Origin of the sequence: Streptomyces sp. PTY087I2, from assembly GCF_001687325.1 — a bacterium.
Taxonomy (GTDB): Bacteria; Actinomycetota; Actinomycetes; order Streptomycetales; family Streptomycetaceae; genus Streptomyces.
This window is the reverse complement of record NZ_LZRD01000017.1, coordinates 132,315-147,410: the sequence shown is the minus strand read 5'-3', so window position 1 is coordinate 147,410 and position 15,096 is coordinate 132,315. Positions and strand designations below refer to the sequence as shown.

At 72.3% G+C, this 15,096-nt stretch carries 15 protein-coding genes; 8 read left to right on the top strand and 7 right to left on the bottom strand.

Translation table 11 applies throughout. The annotated features are described in order from the left end of the window. Window positions 1–19 precede the first annotated feature (19 nt). From A3Q37_RS19980 to A3Q37_RS19965, 4 genes are all read right to left on the bottom strand, one after another. Window positions 20–1,552, bottom strand: coding sequence for a M28 family metallopeptidase (locus A3Q37_RS19980; RefSeq protein WP_065486524.1), 1,533 nt, complete (start codon window positions 1,550–1,552; stop codon window positions 20–22). A gap of 240 nt (window positions 1,553–1,792) precedes the next feature. Continuing rightward, window positions 1,793–2,497: an HhH-GPD-type base excision DNA repair protein gene (locus A3Q37_RS19975; RefSeq protein ID WP_304364742.1), complete on the bottom strand. Its 705-nt coding sequence runs from the start codon at window positions 2,495–2,497 to the stop codon at window positions 1,793–1,795. Between the two features lie 86 nt (window positions 2,498–2,583). Continuing rightward, window positions 2,584–3,897 carry an RNA polymerase sigma factor gene (locus A3Q37_RS19970; protein ID WP_065486523.1) on the bottom strand — a complete coding sequence of 438 codons (1,314 nt, stop codon included), beginning with the start codon at window positions 3,895–3,897 and terminating at the stop codon, window positions 2,584–2,586. Window positions 3,898–3,914: 17 nt separating this feature from the next. Then, window positions 3,915–4,322, bottom strand: coding sequence for a YciI family protein (locus A3Q37_RS19965; RefSeq protein ID WP_065486520.1), 408 nt, complete (start codon window positions 4,320–4,322; stop codon window positions 3,915–3,917). Window positions 4,323–4,563: 241 nt separating this feature from the next. Here A3Q37_RS19965 and A3Q37_RS19960 point away from each other — a divergent pair, with 241 nt between their 5' ends. From A3Q37_RS19960 to A3Q37_RS19935, 6 genes are all read left to right on the top strand, one after another. Continuing rightward, the gene (locus tag A3Q37_RS19960) at window positions 4,564–5,841 is read left to right on the top strand and encodes a bifunctional cobalt-precorrin-7 (C(5))-methyltransferase/cobalt-precorrin-6B (C(15))-methyltransferase (protein WP_065486519.1); all 1,278 of its coding nucleotides are present in this window, start codon (window positions 4,564–4,566) and stop codon (window positions 5,839–5,841) included. Then, window positions 5,838–6,587 (top strand): precorrin-4 C(11)-methyltransferase, encoded by a 750-nt coding sequence (gene cobM / locus A3Q37_RS19955; protein WP_065486518.1) that lies wholly within the window; start codon window positions 5,838–5,840, stop codon window positions 6,585–6,587. The genes A3Q37_RS19960 and cobM overlap by 4 nt, the downstream gene beginning before the upstream one ends. A gap of 162 nt (window positions 6,588–6,749) precedes the next feature. After that, entirely contained in the window at window positions 6,750–7,637 is an 888-nt protein-coding gene (locus A3Q37_RS19950) for a hypothetical protein (RefSeq protein WP_255311875.1), read from the top strand. Between the two features lie 178 nt (window positions 7,638–7,815). Continuing rightward, entirely contained in the window at window positions 7,816–8,706 is an 891-nt protein-coding gene (locus tag A3Q37_RS19945; RefSeq protein WP_065486516.1) for an arginase family protein, read from the top strand. Next, entirely contained in the window at window positions 8,703–9,104 is a 402-nt protein-coding gene (locus tag A3Q37_RS19940) for a DUF6578 domain-containing protein (RefSeq protein ID WP_065486514.1), read from the top strand. Before A3Q37_RS19945 ends, A3Q37_RS19940 begins: the two co-directional genes overlap by 4 nt. A gap of 10 nt (window positions 9,105–9,114) precedes the next feature. Next, window positions 9,115–9,528, top strand: a complete 414-nt coding sequence (locus A3Q37_RS19935) for an SCO4402 family protein (protein WP_065486512.1) — start codon at window positions 9,115–9,117, stop codon at window positions 9,526–9,528. A 77-nt stretch (window positions 9,529–9,605) separates the two neighbouring features. Here the strand turns inward: A3Q37_RS19935 and A3Q37_RS19930 are convergent, their stop codons facing one another. The 3 genes from A3Q37_RS19930 to A3Q37_RS19920 form a co-directional block, all read right to left on the bottom strand. Beyond that, complete coding sequence (locus tag A3Q37_RS19930; protein WP_065486510.1) at window positions 9,606–11,045, bottom strand: flotillin family protein; 1,440 nt, start codon at window positions 11,043–11,045, stop codon at window positions 9,606–9,608. 133 nt (window positions 11,046–11,178) lie between these two features. Next, a complete protein-coding gene (locus A3Q37_RS19925; RefSeq protein WP_065486508.1) occupies window positions 11,179–11,688 on the bottom strand; it encodes a hypothetical protein in 510 nt (169 codons plus the stop codon). A 106-nt stretch (window positions 11,689–11,794) separates the two neighbouring features. After that, window positions 11,795–12,286 (bottom strand): peroxiredoxin, encoded by a 492-nt coding sequence (locus A3Q37_RS19920; RefSeq protein WP_065486505.1) that lies wholly within the window; start codon window positions 12,284–12,286, stop codon window positions 11,795–11,797. 162 nt (window positions 12,287–12,448) lie between these two features. Here A3Q37_RS19920 and A3Q37_RS19915 point away from each other — a divergent pair, with 162 nt between their 5' ends. Both A3Q37_RS19915 and A3Q37_RS19910 read left to right on the top strand, forming a co-directional pair. Further along, on the top strand, window positions 12,449–13,225 hold the full coding sequence (locus tag A3Q37_RS19915) for an alpha/beta fold hydrolase (RefSeq protein WP_065486502.1): 777 nt from the start codon (window positions 12,449–12,451) through the stop codon (window positions 13,223–13,225). A 90-nt stretch (window positions 13,226–13,315) separates the two neighbouring features. After that, the gene (locus A3Q37_RS19910) at window positions 13,316–15,046 is read left to right on the top strand and encodes a SpoIIE family protein phosphatase (protein ID WP_079137885.1); all 1,731 of its coding nucleotides are present in this window, start codon (window positions 13,316–13,318) and stop codon (window positions 15,044–15,046) included. Window positions 15,047–15,096: the final 50 nt, after the last annotated feature.

The window sequence follows — 15,096 nt, the reverse complement described above, 5'->3', positions numbered from 1 at the left end:
GGAGCCCGCAAGCGGGTCGCTACTCCGTGACGTGGCCGTGGCCCTCGCGCAGGCCGCCTCCGCTGCCTCCGCTGCCGGGCGTTCCGCTGCCGGTGTCGGGGTCGACCGGGCGGGTCAGCGAGCGCAGGTCGTGCGCGTACGTCCCGACGGCGTTGGCGATCACGTCGATGTTGGTGTCGAAGTGACCCATGTCGATGTTGTCCAGGTCGTCGCAGGCCGCGTGGTAGCAGGGGTCGTACGCGATCCCCGCCTCGCCGCCGAACACCTCGGCCTGGGCCGCCGTCTTGATGCCCTCGGCCCCGGTGTCCGTACCGCCGGACGGGATGCCCGCCTCGATGAACGGACCGTAGTCCGAGCGGCCGGTGAAGTCCGTGCCCTCGTGCGGCTTGCCCTTGCGGTCGAGGAACTCGTTGATGTCCCGTTCCAGTTGGGCCGAGCCCTCCGGGCCGGGGCCCTCGCCGACCTGGTCGGAGTCGTCGCCGTCGAAGACGAACTGGACGCCGTTCGGCGAGGCGATCATGTCGAAGTTCAGATAGAGCTTGATCTGCTTGCGCTGCTTCTCGGAGAGCGCCTCCACGTACTTCTCCGAGCCGATCAGGCCGTTCTCCTCGGCCGACCACCAGGCGAACCGGACCTTGTTGGCCGGCTTGCTCTTCGATTTCGCCAGCTTCAGGGCGACGTCGAGCAGACCGGCGGAACCGGAGCCGTTGTCGTTGATGCCGGGGCCCTCGGTCACCGAGTCGAGGTGGGCGCCGAGCATCACGGTCCGCGCCGCGCTCCCGCCGGGCGTCTCGGCGATGACGTTGCGGGTGGGGCGGTCCTCCTGGAGCTCGCGGATCTCGAAGGAGACCGTGACCTCGCCGGCCGCGAGGTCGGCGGCGAGCTTCTCGCCCTCCTCCTGGGTGAGTCCGCCGGTCGGGATCTTCCCGGCGGCGACCTCGCCGAGCGTGCCGGACAGCGCGCCCTCGACGTTGTTGTAGATGGCCGCTCCGGCCGCGCCCGCGTCGGCCGCGGCCGCCTGCTTCTCGGCGAAGGTGCAGCCGCCGCGCTTGATCAGCGCGATCTTGCCGGTGAAGTCCGCGGCGGCGTAGTCGTCGGCCTCGCAGCCCGTCGTGTCGTCGACGGGCACGGCGACGAGCGCCGCCGTCAGGCCGCCCTCCTTCGTCGACGGCGTGTACGTCATGGCCTTGATCGTCACGTCGCGGGGCGTCGGCGTCACCACGGCGAGCTTTTCGGCCAGCGTCTCCGTGTAGGTGAAGCGGAAGCTCTCGTACGAGACCTTGTACCCGGCGCGCTGGAGCTGCCGGTAGACGTACGCCGCCGAGGCGTCGTGACCCAGCGAGCCGGCGGCGCGGTGGCCGTCGGCGGAGTCGGCTATCGCCTGGAACTGCTGGAGGTGGCGGTAGGCGTCGCGCGCGGACGCGGTCCTCACCAACTCCCGTGACAGCTTGGCCGCTTCCTTCCCGGGGTCGTGCGGCGCGGGGCGCCCGTGGTGCGGGGACGCGGCCAGGAGGAGCGGTGTGGCCAGGGCGGTGGCGGCCACGACAGCCATGGCTCTGCGACGTGTTGCGTGCACAGGAGTCCTTCCGGTCTGAACGGCTGAGGCCCCGAGCCGCCGGTACTTCGAACGGCTCAGTGGCTGAACGGCTGAACGAATGTGCTGCGAAAGCTAGCGAGTGGGGTGGCGCCTGTGAACCGATGTGGCTGATTCTGATCGGTGGGGTGGGGGTGTCGGCCTGTTCCAGTGCATGGGCATGTCACTTCCGCCCGCCCGGGTGATGTCTGATCCGTGTTACTTCTTCCGTGAAGTACCAGGCTTTTTCGCCGCCTTGGCTGCCTTGGCCGCCTTGGCCGCCGCCTTGGCCGCCGCCTTGGCCTCCTGTTTGTACGCACGCACCTCGACCAGCGACTCCGGGCCCGTGATGTCGGCGACCGACCGATGCGATCCGGCCTCCCCGTACGGGCCCGCCGCCTCCCGCCACCCCGGGGGACGTACGCCCAACTGCTTGCCGAGCAGCGCCAGGAAGATCTGGGCCTTCTGGGCGCCGAAGCCGGGCAGGGCCTTGAGGCGTGCCAGCAGCTCGTCGCCGGTCGCGGCGTCCCGCCACACCGCGCTCGCGTCGCCGCCGTACTCCGCGACCAGGAACTGGCACAGCTGCTGCACCCGCTGGGCCATCGAGCCGGGGTAGCGGTGCAGGGCCGGTTTGGTGGTGAACAGTTCGGTGAAGGCGTCCGGGTCGTAGGCGGCGATCCGCCCCGCGTCCAGATCGTCGGAGCCCATCCGCTCCGCGAGGGTGTACGGGCCCGTGAACGCCCACTCCATCGGCACCTGTTGGTCCAGCAGCATGTCGACCAGGGCGGCCAGCGGGCTGCGGCCCAGGAGCTCGTCCGCCTCCGGATTCTGGGCGATCCGCAGGGTGGTGGCCTTGGCCCCGCCCTTCCCTGTCCCCTTGCCCTTGCCGCCGGTGCTGTCGCTGCCGTTGCCGCTCGTGGTCATGCTGCCGATCATCGCGAGCGCGGCGGGCGGCGGCGACCGGGACTGCGCCGATGGCCTCTTCCCTGTCGGCCGAAGGGAGTAACCCCCTATCCGTCGGGGTGCTCCAGCCGGTCCGCGCGTCGGCGCAGGTAGCGGGCCTCGGGTTCGCTGAGGGTGGCGTCGGCGGCCGCGCGGTAGGCGGTACGGGCGGCGTCGGGCTCCCCGGCCCGTTCCAGGAGGTGGCCGCGTACGGCGTCGAGCCGGTAGTTCCGCTGCCCGGCCGTCGCCGCCGCACCTGCCGTCCCCTCCGCCTCCGCGAGCGCGTCCACCGCGGCCAGCCCCGCCCGGGGCCCGTGCACCATGGCCACGGCGACCGCCCGGCCCAGGGCGGCGGCGGGGTCGGGGGAGCGCCGCACGAGGAGGTCGTACAGGGCGAGGATCTGCGGCCAGTCGGTGTCCTCGGCGCGCTGTGCCTCGTCGTGCAGGGCGGCGATCGCGGCCTGGAGCTGGTAGTCCCCGGCCGGCCCCTGGGCGAGCGCCTCCTCGGCCAGGGCGGTGCCTTCGGCGACGGCCGTACGGTCCCAGAGGGCCCGGTCCTGTTCGTCGAGGGGGATCAGCTCGCCGTCCGGCCCGGTGCGCGCCGGGGTACGCGCCTCGGTGAGGACCATCAGCGCCAGCAGCCCGGTGACCCGCCCCTCGTGGGGGAGGAGCCGGCGGACGGCGCGGGTCAGCCGGATCGCCTCGCGGGCCAGGTCCGTGCGGTGGAGGTCGGGGCCCGCGGTGGAGGTGTAGCCCTCGTTGAAGATCAGGTAGAGGACCTGGAGGACGGCGGCGAGCCGCTGGTCGCGGTCCTGGGCGTCCGGCTGCCGGAACTGCGTACCGCGCACCGTCCGCTTGGCCCGGCTGATCCGCTGCGCCATCGTCGCCTCGGGCACCAGATGGGCGCGGGCGATCTCCGCCGTGGTGAGGCCGCCGACCGCGCGGAGGGTCAGCGCGATCTGGGCGGCGGGGGAGAGCGCGGGGTGGCAGCAGAGGAAGAGCAGGGTGAGCGTGTCGTCCTCGGAGGGGGCCCGGCCCAGGCCGGAGGGGCCCGCTCCGGAGTGGTCTTCCCCGGGTGGCGGGGCGACGAACGCGTCCGCCGGGGTGAGGGCCGCCGCCGTCTCCTCGCGCCGCCGCCGGGCCTCGTCGCTGCGCAGCCGGTCGGTGAGGCGGCGGGAGGCGACCCGGATGAGCCAGCCGCGCGGGTTGTCGGGGATCCCGTCCCCGGGCCACTGCTCGGCGGCCGCGATCAGGGCCTCCTGGACGGAGTCCTCGGCCGGGTCGAAATGCCCGTACCGGCGGACGAGCGCGCCGAGGACCTGCGGCGCGTGGCGGCGCAGCAGGTCCTCGATGTCGTCGTCGGTCGTACGGTCCGGCTTCAGCCGTCGCTCCTAGTCGATTAGTCGATCCCGCCGCCGATGGTGCGGATGAGCACCGGGTACTCGGGTGCCCCGGGCGGCTGCGGACAGCGTGCCACGCGGGCGGCGATCTCGGTCACCCTCTCCAGGTTCTCGCAGTCGAGGATCCAGAACCCGGCGAGCAGCTCCTTCGTCTCGCTGTACGGCCCGTCCGAGATCACCGGACGGCCCTCGCCGTCGACGCTCACGGCCCGGCCCTGCGCGGGCTCCGTGAGCCCGTACGCGGTCACCAGCTCGCCCGACTCGGCGAGGTCGTCGTTGATGCTGCCCATGTAGGCGAACATCTCCTGCATGGCCTTCTCGTCCCAGGCCGGGCTGGTGGCGTTGCCCTTGCCGGTCTGCGCCTCGTAGTCCGCCTGGCTGCCCTGGACCATCACCAGATACTTCATGACCGTCGCCTCCTGATCGCTCGTGCGCTCGTTCGTGGGTGTTCTGCGGTCGCTCTGTGGTTGCTCTTCCTCTTACACAGGGGACGTCGGGGCCGGCGCGGGCTTCTCGACACCACGCGCGAAGTTTTCTCGGATTCACCCGGCGGGGTGGCCGGAGCGGGCCGTTCAGTAAAGTGCGGCTGCGCCTCGTTTCCGCTCGTCGCGCCCGCTTCCTCCCCTCCGAACGACGAGGTTCCGGCCCGTGCCCGCATCGCCCTCCCCAGCCCCGTTTCCGTACCCCGTCGCCGTCGTGGGGATCGGCGCGGACGGCTGGTCCGGGCTGTCCGGGACGGCGCGGGAGGCGCTGTGCGGGGCGGAGGTGCTGATCGGTGGGGCGCGCCAGCTGGACCTGCTGCCGCCGGAGTGCGCCGGGGCGCGCGTGGCCTGGCCGTCCCCGCTGCGGCCGGCCGTCCCCCGGCTGCTCGCCGAGCACGGGGAGCGCCGGATCGCGGTGCTGGCGAGCGGGGACCCGATGTTCTACGGGATCGGGCGCGCGCTCGCGGAGGAGCTGGGGCCCGAGGGGCTGCGCGTGCTGCCGCATCCGTCCTCCGTCTCGTACGCCTGCGCACGCCTCGGCTGGCCGCTGGAGGACATGGAGGTCGTGACGCTGGTGGGCCGCCCGGCGGCGCGCCTGGCCGCCTCCCTGTACGAGGGCCGGCGGCTGCTCGTCCTGAGCGCGGACGCGAGCACTCCGGCCACGGTCGCGGCGCTGCTCACGGACCGGGGATTCGGCCCGAGCAGGCTGCGGGTGCTGGAGCAGCTGGGCGGTGAGGGCGAGGAGTACGTCGAGGGCATCGCGTCGGAGTGGGCGCACGAGCCGGGGGACCGGCTGAACGTCATCGCCATCGAGTGCCGGGCGTCGGCGGAGGCGCTGCGGCTCGGTACGGTGCCCGGTCTGCCGGACGCGGCGTACGAGCACGACGGCCAGCTCACCAAGCGGCACATCCGGGCCGCCACCCTGGGCACGCTGGCGCCCGCGCCGGGGGAGCTGCTGTGGGACGTGGGCGGCGGATCGGGCTCGATCGCGATCGAGTGGCTGCGGGCCCACCGGTCCTGTCGGGCGGTGAGCGTGGAGCGGGACCCGGTGCGGGCCGAGCGGATCACCCGTAACGCGGAACGCCTGGGCGTCCCCGGCCTGCGCGTCGTCACGGGCCCGGCGCCCATGGCCCTGGCCGAACTCGACACTCCGGACGCGGTGTTCATCGGCGGCGGGCTGACCGCGCCCGGCCTGCTGGACGCGTGCTGGGAGGCGCTGCGGCCGGGGGGCCGGCTGGTCGCGAACACGGTGACGCTGGAGTCGGAGGCGCTGCTGGCCGAACGGCACACGGCGTACGGCGGCGAGCTGGTGCGGCTGTCGGTCGCGCACGCCGTGCCGGTCGGCGGGTTCACGGGGTGGCGGCAGGCGATGCCGGTGACGCAGTGGTCGGTGACCAAACCCTCATCCTCAGACGTAAGTTCGCACATGGGAGACAGACGATGACCGTGTACTTCATCGGCGCGGGCCCCGGCGCCGCCGACCTGATCACGGTGCGCGGCGCCCGGATCCTCGCCGCCAGCCCGGTCTGCCTGTACGCGGGCAGCCTGGTCCCGGTGGAACTGCTGGCCGAGTGCCCGAAGGACGCCCGCCTGATCGACACGGCGAACCTCGACATCGACCGGATCACGGAGGAGCTGGTCCGGGCCCACGCGGACGGCCATGACGTGGCGCGGCTGCATTCGGGGGACCCGTCGGTGTTCAGCGCGGTGAACGAGCAGATGAAGCGCCTGGACGAGGCGGGCGTACCGTACGAAGTGGTCCCCGGCGTCCCCGCGTTCGCCGCTGCCGCCGCCGCCCTGAAGCGCGAGCTGACGGTCCCGACGGTCGGCCAGACGGTGATCCTGACCCGCGTCGCCCAGCGCGCCACGGCGATGCCGGAGGGCGAGGACCTGGCGACCCTGGGCCGCAGCGGCGCGCTGATCGTGCTGCACCTGGCGGCGCGGTACGTGGACCGCGTGGTCGACGAACTGCTCCCGCACTACGGGGCGGACTGCCCGACGGCGGTGGTGGCGATGGCGTCCCGCCCGGACGAGATCGTCCTGCGCGGCACGCTGGACTCGATCGCCGAACAGGTGAAGGCGGCGGGGGTGATCCGGACGGCGGTCATCATGGTGGGCCGCACGCTGGGCGCGGAGCAGTTCCGGGACAGCTACTTGTACTCGGCGGGGCGGGACCGGGGGGAGTGCTGAGGGGGCGGTCAACTACCTTGACGGTCAAATGCCTTGACGGTCAACTACCTTGAAGGCGGCGTCGGATCAAGGGACACCGCATGGGTGTGGACCAGTCCCCCCCAGAACCACCGTCCGCTGCCATCATGAACTCCTCCGAGCGGGAGAGGGGTGGCACCCACCATGACCGGTACGGCCGATGAACCGGGCCATGAGGGCGCGCCTGCCGTCCCGGAAAGCGCGGCGTGGCTCAAAGGGGAGTTGCTGGAGATCGCTTCCGCGCTGTATCCGGACCGCCGCCCGGTGGTGGTCCGTGAGTGGACCGACCCGGTACGGCTGCGCGACCCGGCGCCGGTCGGCCACCGCTTTCTGTTCCTCGTCTGCGCCGGCAGGGACGATCACCTCTCGTCTCCCGGCTTCGACGACGCCCTGAACGCCTTCGATGCGGCCGGATGGAACCTGCACCGACGGACTTCGGACCACCCCGGCGAGAGTGCGGCGACGGTCCGGCGCGAAGATTTCGAGGCCAGGATCCACGAGGGCAAGGGGCCCGGAATCCTGTCGTTCACCGGATGGACGCCGGTCGTGTACACCGAAGGCCGGCTGGGTCAGCCGCCCTTCACCCGCAGCACGTCCCGTGGTGTGTTGTGCGCCGACTGCCACGGGTGGGGGGTGTGCATGATCTGCGAAGGCAGGCCCTACAGCGGCGGCAGCGGCGGCTACGGGAGATGCTGGTGTGCGGCGAACAACGCGGGGCCCGGCCGGTGTATCGAATGCGCCGGGCAGGGACTTCTCACCCCCGAGGAGGCTTCGTGGAAGCGGAGGCGGTACGGACTGTCCGATGACGACAGCGGCGACGCCTTCCCGCGGGCGGCGGCCGAGGGCGGTCACGACTCCAACACCAGCGCGTTCATCGATGTCAGCCACCGGTCCTGTGCTTGCGGGGAGTTCCGCTGTTTCTGGCGCAACAACCTCTCCCGGGTGGACGGTCACCTTCTCTCCCGGTTCGCCGGCACCTGCCAAGGATGCGCCGCGCAGCGCGCCTACGTGTTCACGCTTCCGTTGGCGTAGCTGTCCCGGGGCCGTGTGGCTCACATCGGGCGGCTGCTGCACCCGCCCCGGTCGGCTCGGCGTCGTGCCCGTTATGCGGCACTATGTCCTTGTGGGGGCGGTGATGGCTGAGCCGTGCCGGAGAGGTGTGCCGGGGCCGGCGCCGCTCGGCAGGCGGTCGCGGGTGAAGGAGCGCAGCGTGCGGGACATCGCGGTCATCGAGGCGCCGTCCGTGCTCGGGCTGTGGCCGTCCGGTGTCCAGGACCTTCCGGCGGCTCTGCTCGACGCCGGTCTGGCGGACCACCCCGGAGTGGTCCGGGCCGGCCGGGTCGAGCCGCCGGCGTACGACGCGACGCGGGACCCCGACACGGGGATCCTCAACCCCGACGGCATCGCGCGGTACTCCGTGCGACTGGCCGACGCTGTCGGCGGCGTCCTGGACTCCGGCCGCTTTCCCCTGGTCCTCGGCGGTGACTGCACCATCCTGCTCGGCAACCTCCTCGCCCTGCGCCGCCGGGGGCGGTACGGCCTGCTGTTCCTCGACGGGCACACCGACTTCTACCAGCCGTCGGCCGATCCGGCCGGTGAGGCGGCCTCGATGGAACTCGCCCTGGCCACGGGCCGCGGGCCTCGGGTGCTCACCGATCTCGAAGGCCGTGGGCCCCTGGTCCGGGACGAGGATGTCGTCGCCTTCGGCTTCCGCGACTCCGCGGAGTCCGCCAAGGACGGGATGCAGCCGCTGCCGCCCCAACTGCGCGCGACCGGCCTCGACGATGTGCGGGCGGCCGGGGCCCGGACGGCAGCGCGTCACGCGGTCGACCGGCTCACCGGTGGCTCACGTGCCGGGTACTGGGTCCACCTCGATGTCGACGTCCTGGACGACGCGATCATGCCCGCGGTCGACTACCGCCTCCCCGGCGGGCTGACCTGGGCGGAACTGGAGAGCGTGCTGCGGACCGCGCTGGCCGACAAGCGAGCCGTCGGGCTGGACGTCACGATCTTCAACCCCCGCCGGGACCCCGGAGGGGCGATCGCAGCCCGCCTCACCGAGTGCCTGCGCCGAGGGCTGTCGGTGACAATGGCGCCGTGACGGTGACGATCTGGGTCGATGACTGGCAGATGCAGTGCTGCGGCGAGGACTTCGCGCCCGGGGGCCTTGTTTCCTGGTCGCTCGTGGAGGCCGATCCGGAGGACTACGCCGACATCGTCGGTGAAGAACGTGCGGAGGGGATCGACTTCCACGAGGAGCACCACGGCCGGGAGGAGCGGGAGCCCACGTCGCTGGAGGTGCTCTCGATCGCTGAGGTGCACTGCCGTTACGCGGCGCCTCCGGGGTCCACGGAGAAGGTGAACTGTCCGGTTCCGGGCACGGCCGTGGTGCTTCCGGTCGACCGGGCTACCGGCTGGGCAAAGGCCCGGCCGGACGTCGAGTTCGCGGGCTACCTGGTGACTGCCCGACGTGTCACGGACCCGTCCGAGGACGCGTAGGGTCCGTTCCGTGGACGACGACAGGGTGATCATGGCGCGGGCCCGGGTGCATCTGGTGCCTGCGGTGCTGGCGCTGGCCAATCCGCCCTGGCAGCGGGATGTGTGGCTGGATCCGGAGGTGTTCGAGGACTTGGGGTCGGTCATCCACACACTGTTCGACGACTTCTGCGATGCCGAGCACCCTGAGCGCTATCTCGGGATCGGTCTGCGCGGTGAGGAAGAGGTCGTGCTCCTGCGGGAGTTGGACCGTGCCCTGACCGTCGCCGAGGCTCAGGCTCCGGGGGGATCCGACGAGGAGATGCTGCGCGTCGAGGGGTGGGGAGAAGTGGTAGCCGTGGCCGGGCGGTTGGCGCAGGTCATGGTGGCCCATGACCTCGACGAGATCCTTGCGCTGCACGAGGCCCGGGGTGCCGCCGAGGCGTAGGGGGTGTCCGGCGGACAAGGGTGTGCCCGGGGCCACCGTGTGGCTCCCGGGCACGGGTGCGCGGTTCGTGCTGCGCGTCAGCCCTTGATCTCGATCTCGCCGTTCGCCGCGGACTCGTCCGGGGTCGTGGTCGGGGCCGGGACCGTCGTCGTGCGGTTCTTCAGGTTCTCCAGGAGGGACGCGAGGTCCACGCCCGTCGTCGAGCTGAGCAGTTCCATGCCCTGCGAGACGTTGTCGGTGACCGTGCGGGCCAGCTGGCTCGCACCGTCCGTGGAGATGACCGTCATCTTGTCGATGGCGCTCAGCGGCTCCGAGGCCTTCGCGACGACGCTCGGGAGGACCTCGACGAGCATCTGGAGGACGGCCGCGTCGCCGTACTGCGCGAACGCGTCGGCCTTCTTCTGCATGGCCTCGGCCTCGGCCGCACCCTTGGCGGCGATGGACGCGGCCTCCGCCTCACCCTCGATGCGGACCGCGTCGGCCAGCGCCGAACGGTGCAGCTTCTCGCCCTCACCGGTCAGGCGCGAGCGCTGCGCGTCGGCCTCGGCCTCCTTGACCAGGGCGATGCGGCGGGCCTCCGCCTCCTGCTCGGCCTGGTAGCGGGCGGCGTCGGCGGGCTTACGGACCTTCGTGTCCAGCTCGCGGTCGGTCAGCGCCGCCTGGCGCTCGGCGACCTTCTCCTGCTCGGTGAGGACTTCCTGCTGGCGGGCCGCTTCGGCGAGCGGACCGGCGGCGTTGGCCTTGGCGGCCGCGGCTTCCGTCTCGGCCTTGATCTCGGCCTGCTTCAGGTAGTACGTCCGCTCGGCGATGGCGATCTCCTCGGCCGCCTTCAGCCGGGCCTGCTCCGAGGCCCGCTTCGCGATGGCCTCGGCGATGTCCGCCTCCTGCTTGGCGCGGGCGGCCTCCGGGCGGCCGAGGTCCTCCAGGTAGGAGCCCTCGGTGGTGATGTCCTGGATCTGGAACGCGTCCAGGATCAGGCCCTGGCCGGAGAGGCTGGCCTCGGCCTCCTCCGCGACCTGGCCGGCGAACGCGGCCCGGTCCCGGATGATGTCCTCGACCGACATCCGGCCGACGATCGCGCGCAGCGCGCCGGACAGCACTTCCTGGGTGAAGCCGACGATGCCGTCCTGCTGCTGGAGGAAGCGCTGGGCCGCGGCCCGGATCGCGTCCTCGCTGCCGCCGACCTTGACGATCGCGACGCCTTCGAGGTTCGACTTGACGCCGCGCAGCGTCACCGCGCCGCGCACGGCGACCGGGATGTGCCGGCTGGACAGGTCCAGGGTGAACTTCTGCTGGACGAACGGCACGACGAAGACGCCGCCACCGACGACGACCTTCTGGCCGCTGTTGTCGATGCTGATACGTCCGGTGACCGGGTCCGTCGACTTCTTGCCGCGGCGGCCGGTGATGATGAACGCCTCGCTGGGCCCGGCCACCTTGTAGCGCGTGATGACGACGAGGCCGAGCAGAACGAGGAGTACGACGATGCCGATGACGGCGATGACTACTGGACTCATGGGTTTGTCCCCCCTGCCTCCCTTGGGGGACGGCAGATCGTTGTGGAGCGGGCGGTGCTGTGGAGTTGATCGGATGGGTCGGTGGGCGTGGGGCTGTGGGGGTGGGGCCTCGGGCGGCGTCCGTGGTGCGTGGTCAGCGCTCCACCGGGCGGACCGCCACCGACGTGGTCGACAGCGTCTCCTCCACCCAGATCTCGGTGCCGCGCGCGACGGGCGTGGCCGACCTGGCCGCGTACTTCACCGGCTGGCCGCCCAGGCTCAGCAGCACCTCGCCGTAGCCCTCGGCCGGGATGGCCGTCACCACGGAACCCGAGGTGCCGACCAGGTCGGAGCCGCGCGGCGTCGCGTGCGTCTGGTCGCGCATCAGGGCCTTGCTGAGTTTCCAGGTCAGCCAGCCCGCCGCCAGGCCGGCGCCGACGCCGACCACGGTGGCCACGAGCGGTCCGGCGCTCGTCGCGCCGAGCACGATCGCCCCGCCGAAGCCGAGCATCGAGAGGAAACCGGCGATCACGGGAAGCGAGAGCAGCCCGTCGAAGAGGCCGTCCACCACACCGTCGAAGAGTCCTTCGAGGACCCCGTCGAAGATCAGGGAGAGGGCCAGCAGGACGACTCCCGCAATGCCGAGACCGAGAAAGAAGGTCACGCGATCACTCCCCTGCTTGTCGACTTTCCCCCGAGTGTTTTTCGTCGATCTGGCTGGATGATCCCATACGCCACCCGCATCGGTCACTGCCGGGATACGGCAATCTTTACGCGTCTTTGATGCCGGACAGATGGTTCGTGAGGGTGTCGAGTGACTGGAAGGTCGCTCCCAGCAACGCCACGTGCTTCCAGCGCAGGACCCCGTCCGGGCCGATGAGGAAGACCGCCCGCCGCACCCCGATGCCCGGCGCGGAGACTCCGTACGCCCTGGCGATCTCCCGGCCCTCGTCGGCCAGCAGCGGCATGCGCAGGTCGTAGGCGCGGGCGAACGACTCATGGCTGTCCACACCCTGTGGACTGATGCCCCAGACGTCGGCGCCGAGCCCCTCGAAGGCCTCCATGCCCGAGGAGTACGAGCACAGCTGCTTCGTGCAGACCATGGTGTTGTCCCCCGGGTAGAACGCCAGGACCACGGACCGGCCACGGGCGGACGACAGCCGGTATTCGGAGCGTTCGAAGGTGTCGCCCGAGGCGGACAGGACTCCGCCCGGGAGAGTGAAGTCCGGTGCTGTGCTGTTGAGTTGAGGGCCAGATGCCATGGAAGGCTCCTTCGGTGTCGTATACGGGGATGGCGCGGACGGCACGGATGGTTCCGTGGCCGTGACCGTACAGTGGACGGCACTGCACCCATCCGGAGCGGTCCCGGCGCCGAATACGGGGAGAGGGGCACCGCACCCCGCCCCCCGGACCTGGAGGTACGCGTGGCCCAACGACCGCCGTCGGCAGCGGTTCTCGTTCTGCACGGAGGGCGCGAGAACGGTACGGAGCCCCCGCCGCCGGGGCTCCTCAATCTGCCCGGCACCCGCATGCGCCCCTTCGTCCGGGCCGTCGAGCGCGCCGCCCGCGCCACCGGTGGCGACGTCCTCGTGACGCAGGTGCGGTACGGCCACCGGGGCTGGAACGGCGACCGCGCGGACCCCTTCCACGACGCCGTGGCCGCCCTCGACGCGCTGCGGGAGGACGCGGGCGACGAGCTGCCCGTGGTGCTCCTGGGCCACTCCATGGGGGCGCGCGCCGCCCTCCGCGCCGCCGGGCACCCCCTCGTACGGGGCGTCGTCGGGCTCGCCCCCTGGTGTCCGCCGGAGGACCCCGTCACCCAGCTCGCCGGCCGTGACATCGTCCTCGTCCACAGCGACCGGGACCGGCTCACCAGCCCCCGGGCCACCAAGTCCCTCACCGCCCGGGCCCGCCGCGCCGGCGCCCGTACGTGCATGGTCACCGTCCGGGGCGGCGACCACGCCATGATCCGGCGGGCCTCCGCCTGGCACCGGCTCACCACCGGGCTGGTCACCGGACTGCTGGGTTCCGGCAGTCTGCCGGGGTCCGTCGGCGCGGCCCTCGCCCTGCCGCCCACCGCCGAGGCCACCGACGGCACCCTCGATCTGGATCTCGATCTGGGCCTCGATCTAGGCCTCGGTCCGGGGCCGGATCCCGGGAGGTTCCGGGCCCGGGTCCGGACGCGCTCCCGGGCGTACTGACCCGGAGGGACCCGCCTGCCGTCCTGCGGATGCGGTACGGGAACGGGCAACCGACGATGGAGGTTCGGGAGCCGACGAACGGTGGGAGGCATGCTCTTGCAGGCCGACACGTGCGACGACGGCATGCCGTCGTTCTTCGACCCGAAGACCGTCGCGGCCCTGTTCGACGGCAATCCCGCCGCCGTAGCGGTGCTCGACCACGACCTCCGCTACACCTACGTCAACCCCGCCCTCGAACGGCTCAACGGCCTCCCCGCCCGCTCCCACATCGGACGGACCTTCTCCCAGGTGCTGCCCGGGCTGCACGGCCAGGCCGCCGCCCTGCGCGACGTGCTGACCGACGGCACGCCCCGGGAAGTGACGATCAGCGGGCGGACCTGGGCGCCGACCGAGGAGGAGCAGCAGCTCTGGCGGGCCACGTACCACCGGCTCGACGTGGCGGGGGAGGGCTGCGGGCTGATGGCGATCGTCGTCGAGATCACCGACATCGCCCGGCAGCGCGAGGAGCTGGAGCGGGCCCGCGGCCATGTCGCCCTGCTCTCCACCGCCGCCGTCCGCATCGGCACCACGCTCGACATGGACACCACCTGCCGGGAGCTGGCCGACTTCGTGGTGCCCGACTTCGCCGACGTCGCGGTGGTCGACGTGTTCCCCGCCGACGTGGGGCACGCCGTACGCCGCCCGGCCCCCGGCGTCGTACGGCTGCGGCGGGCCGCGCTGCGGGGCGACGGCGCACTCGACGAGCAGGTGCAGCGGTTCGGCCACCCCGGCGAGTACGTCGACTTCGCCGCGGACTCCGCGGTGACCCGCTGCCTGACGGAGAACGAGCCGGTCATCGACGACTGGGACGACCGTGACAAGGAGCGCAGCGCCCTCACGGCCGAACGGATCGCCGCATCCCGGGCGTTCGGGCTGCGCCAGGCGCTCGTCGTCCCGCTCACCGCCCGGAGCCGGCCGCTCGGCACGCTCAGCCTCATCCGGGCCGAGGGGTCCCCCGCCTTCGGCGACCAGGACGTGGCCGTCGCCCGCGAACTCGCCGTCCGGGCGGGCGTAGGGCTCGACCACGCCCGCCGTTACGACCACGAGCACAGCATCGCCCGCGAACTCCAGCGCTCCCTGCTCTCCGAGCCCTGGGGGCCCCACCCGCACGTGGAGATCGCCACCCGCTACCTCCCCGCCGACCGGGGCGTCCTGGTCGGCGGGGACTGGTTCGACGTCGTACCGCTCCAGGACGGCCGGCACCTCAAGGCGATGGGCGATGTGATGGGCCACGGCGTGGAGGCGGCCGTCGCCATGAGCCAGTACCGCTCGCTGCTGCGGCTGCTGGCCGGGGAGGACCTGCCGCCGCACCGGATCCTGGAGCAGCTCGACACCATGGTGGAGCGGTCGGGCCTGGACCGGGCGGCGACCTGTCTGCTCGCCGTCGTCGACCGGTTCGGCGGGGTGTGCGAGGTGGCCAGCGCGGGCCATCTGCCCCCGGTCTTCATCGACCCGGGCGCCGCCGGGGCCCGGGTCGTGCCGGTGCCGGTGGGGCCGCCGCTCGGCACCGGGTTCGGCGGATACCGGACCGCTTCCGTCGCCTGCGGTCCCGGGACCGTGCTGTTCATGTACACCGACGGGCTGGTGGAGCGCCGGGGCGAGGACATCGATGTGTCCGTGCGGCGGCTGGCCTCGCTGACCATGCCGCCGGGCGGGCGCCTGGAAGACCTGCTGGACCGGGTGCTGGACCGGTTCGGCGAGGACGCGGAGGACGACATCGCCGTCCTCGCCTCCCGGATCCGGGAAGGCCCGCCGGTGGTGCGGCCGACCCCGGCGGAGTGACCCCGGCGGAGTGCTTCTCGCTGCCCGGCGGAGTGATCCGGTGTAAGGGC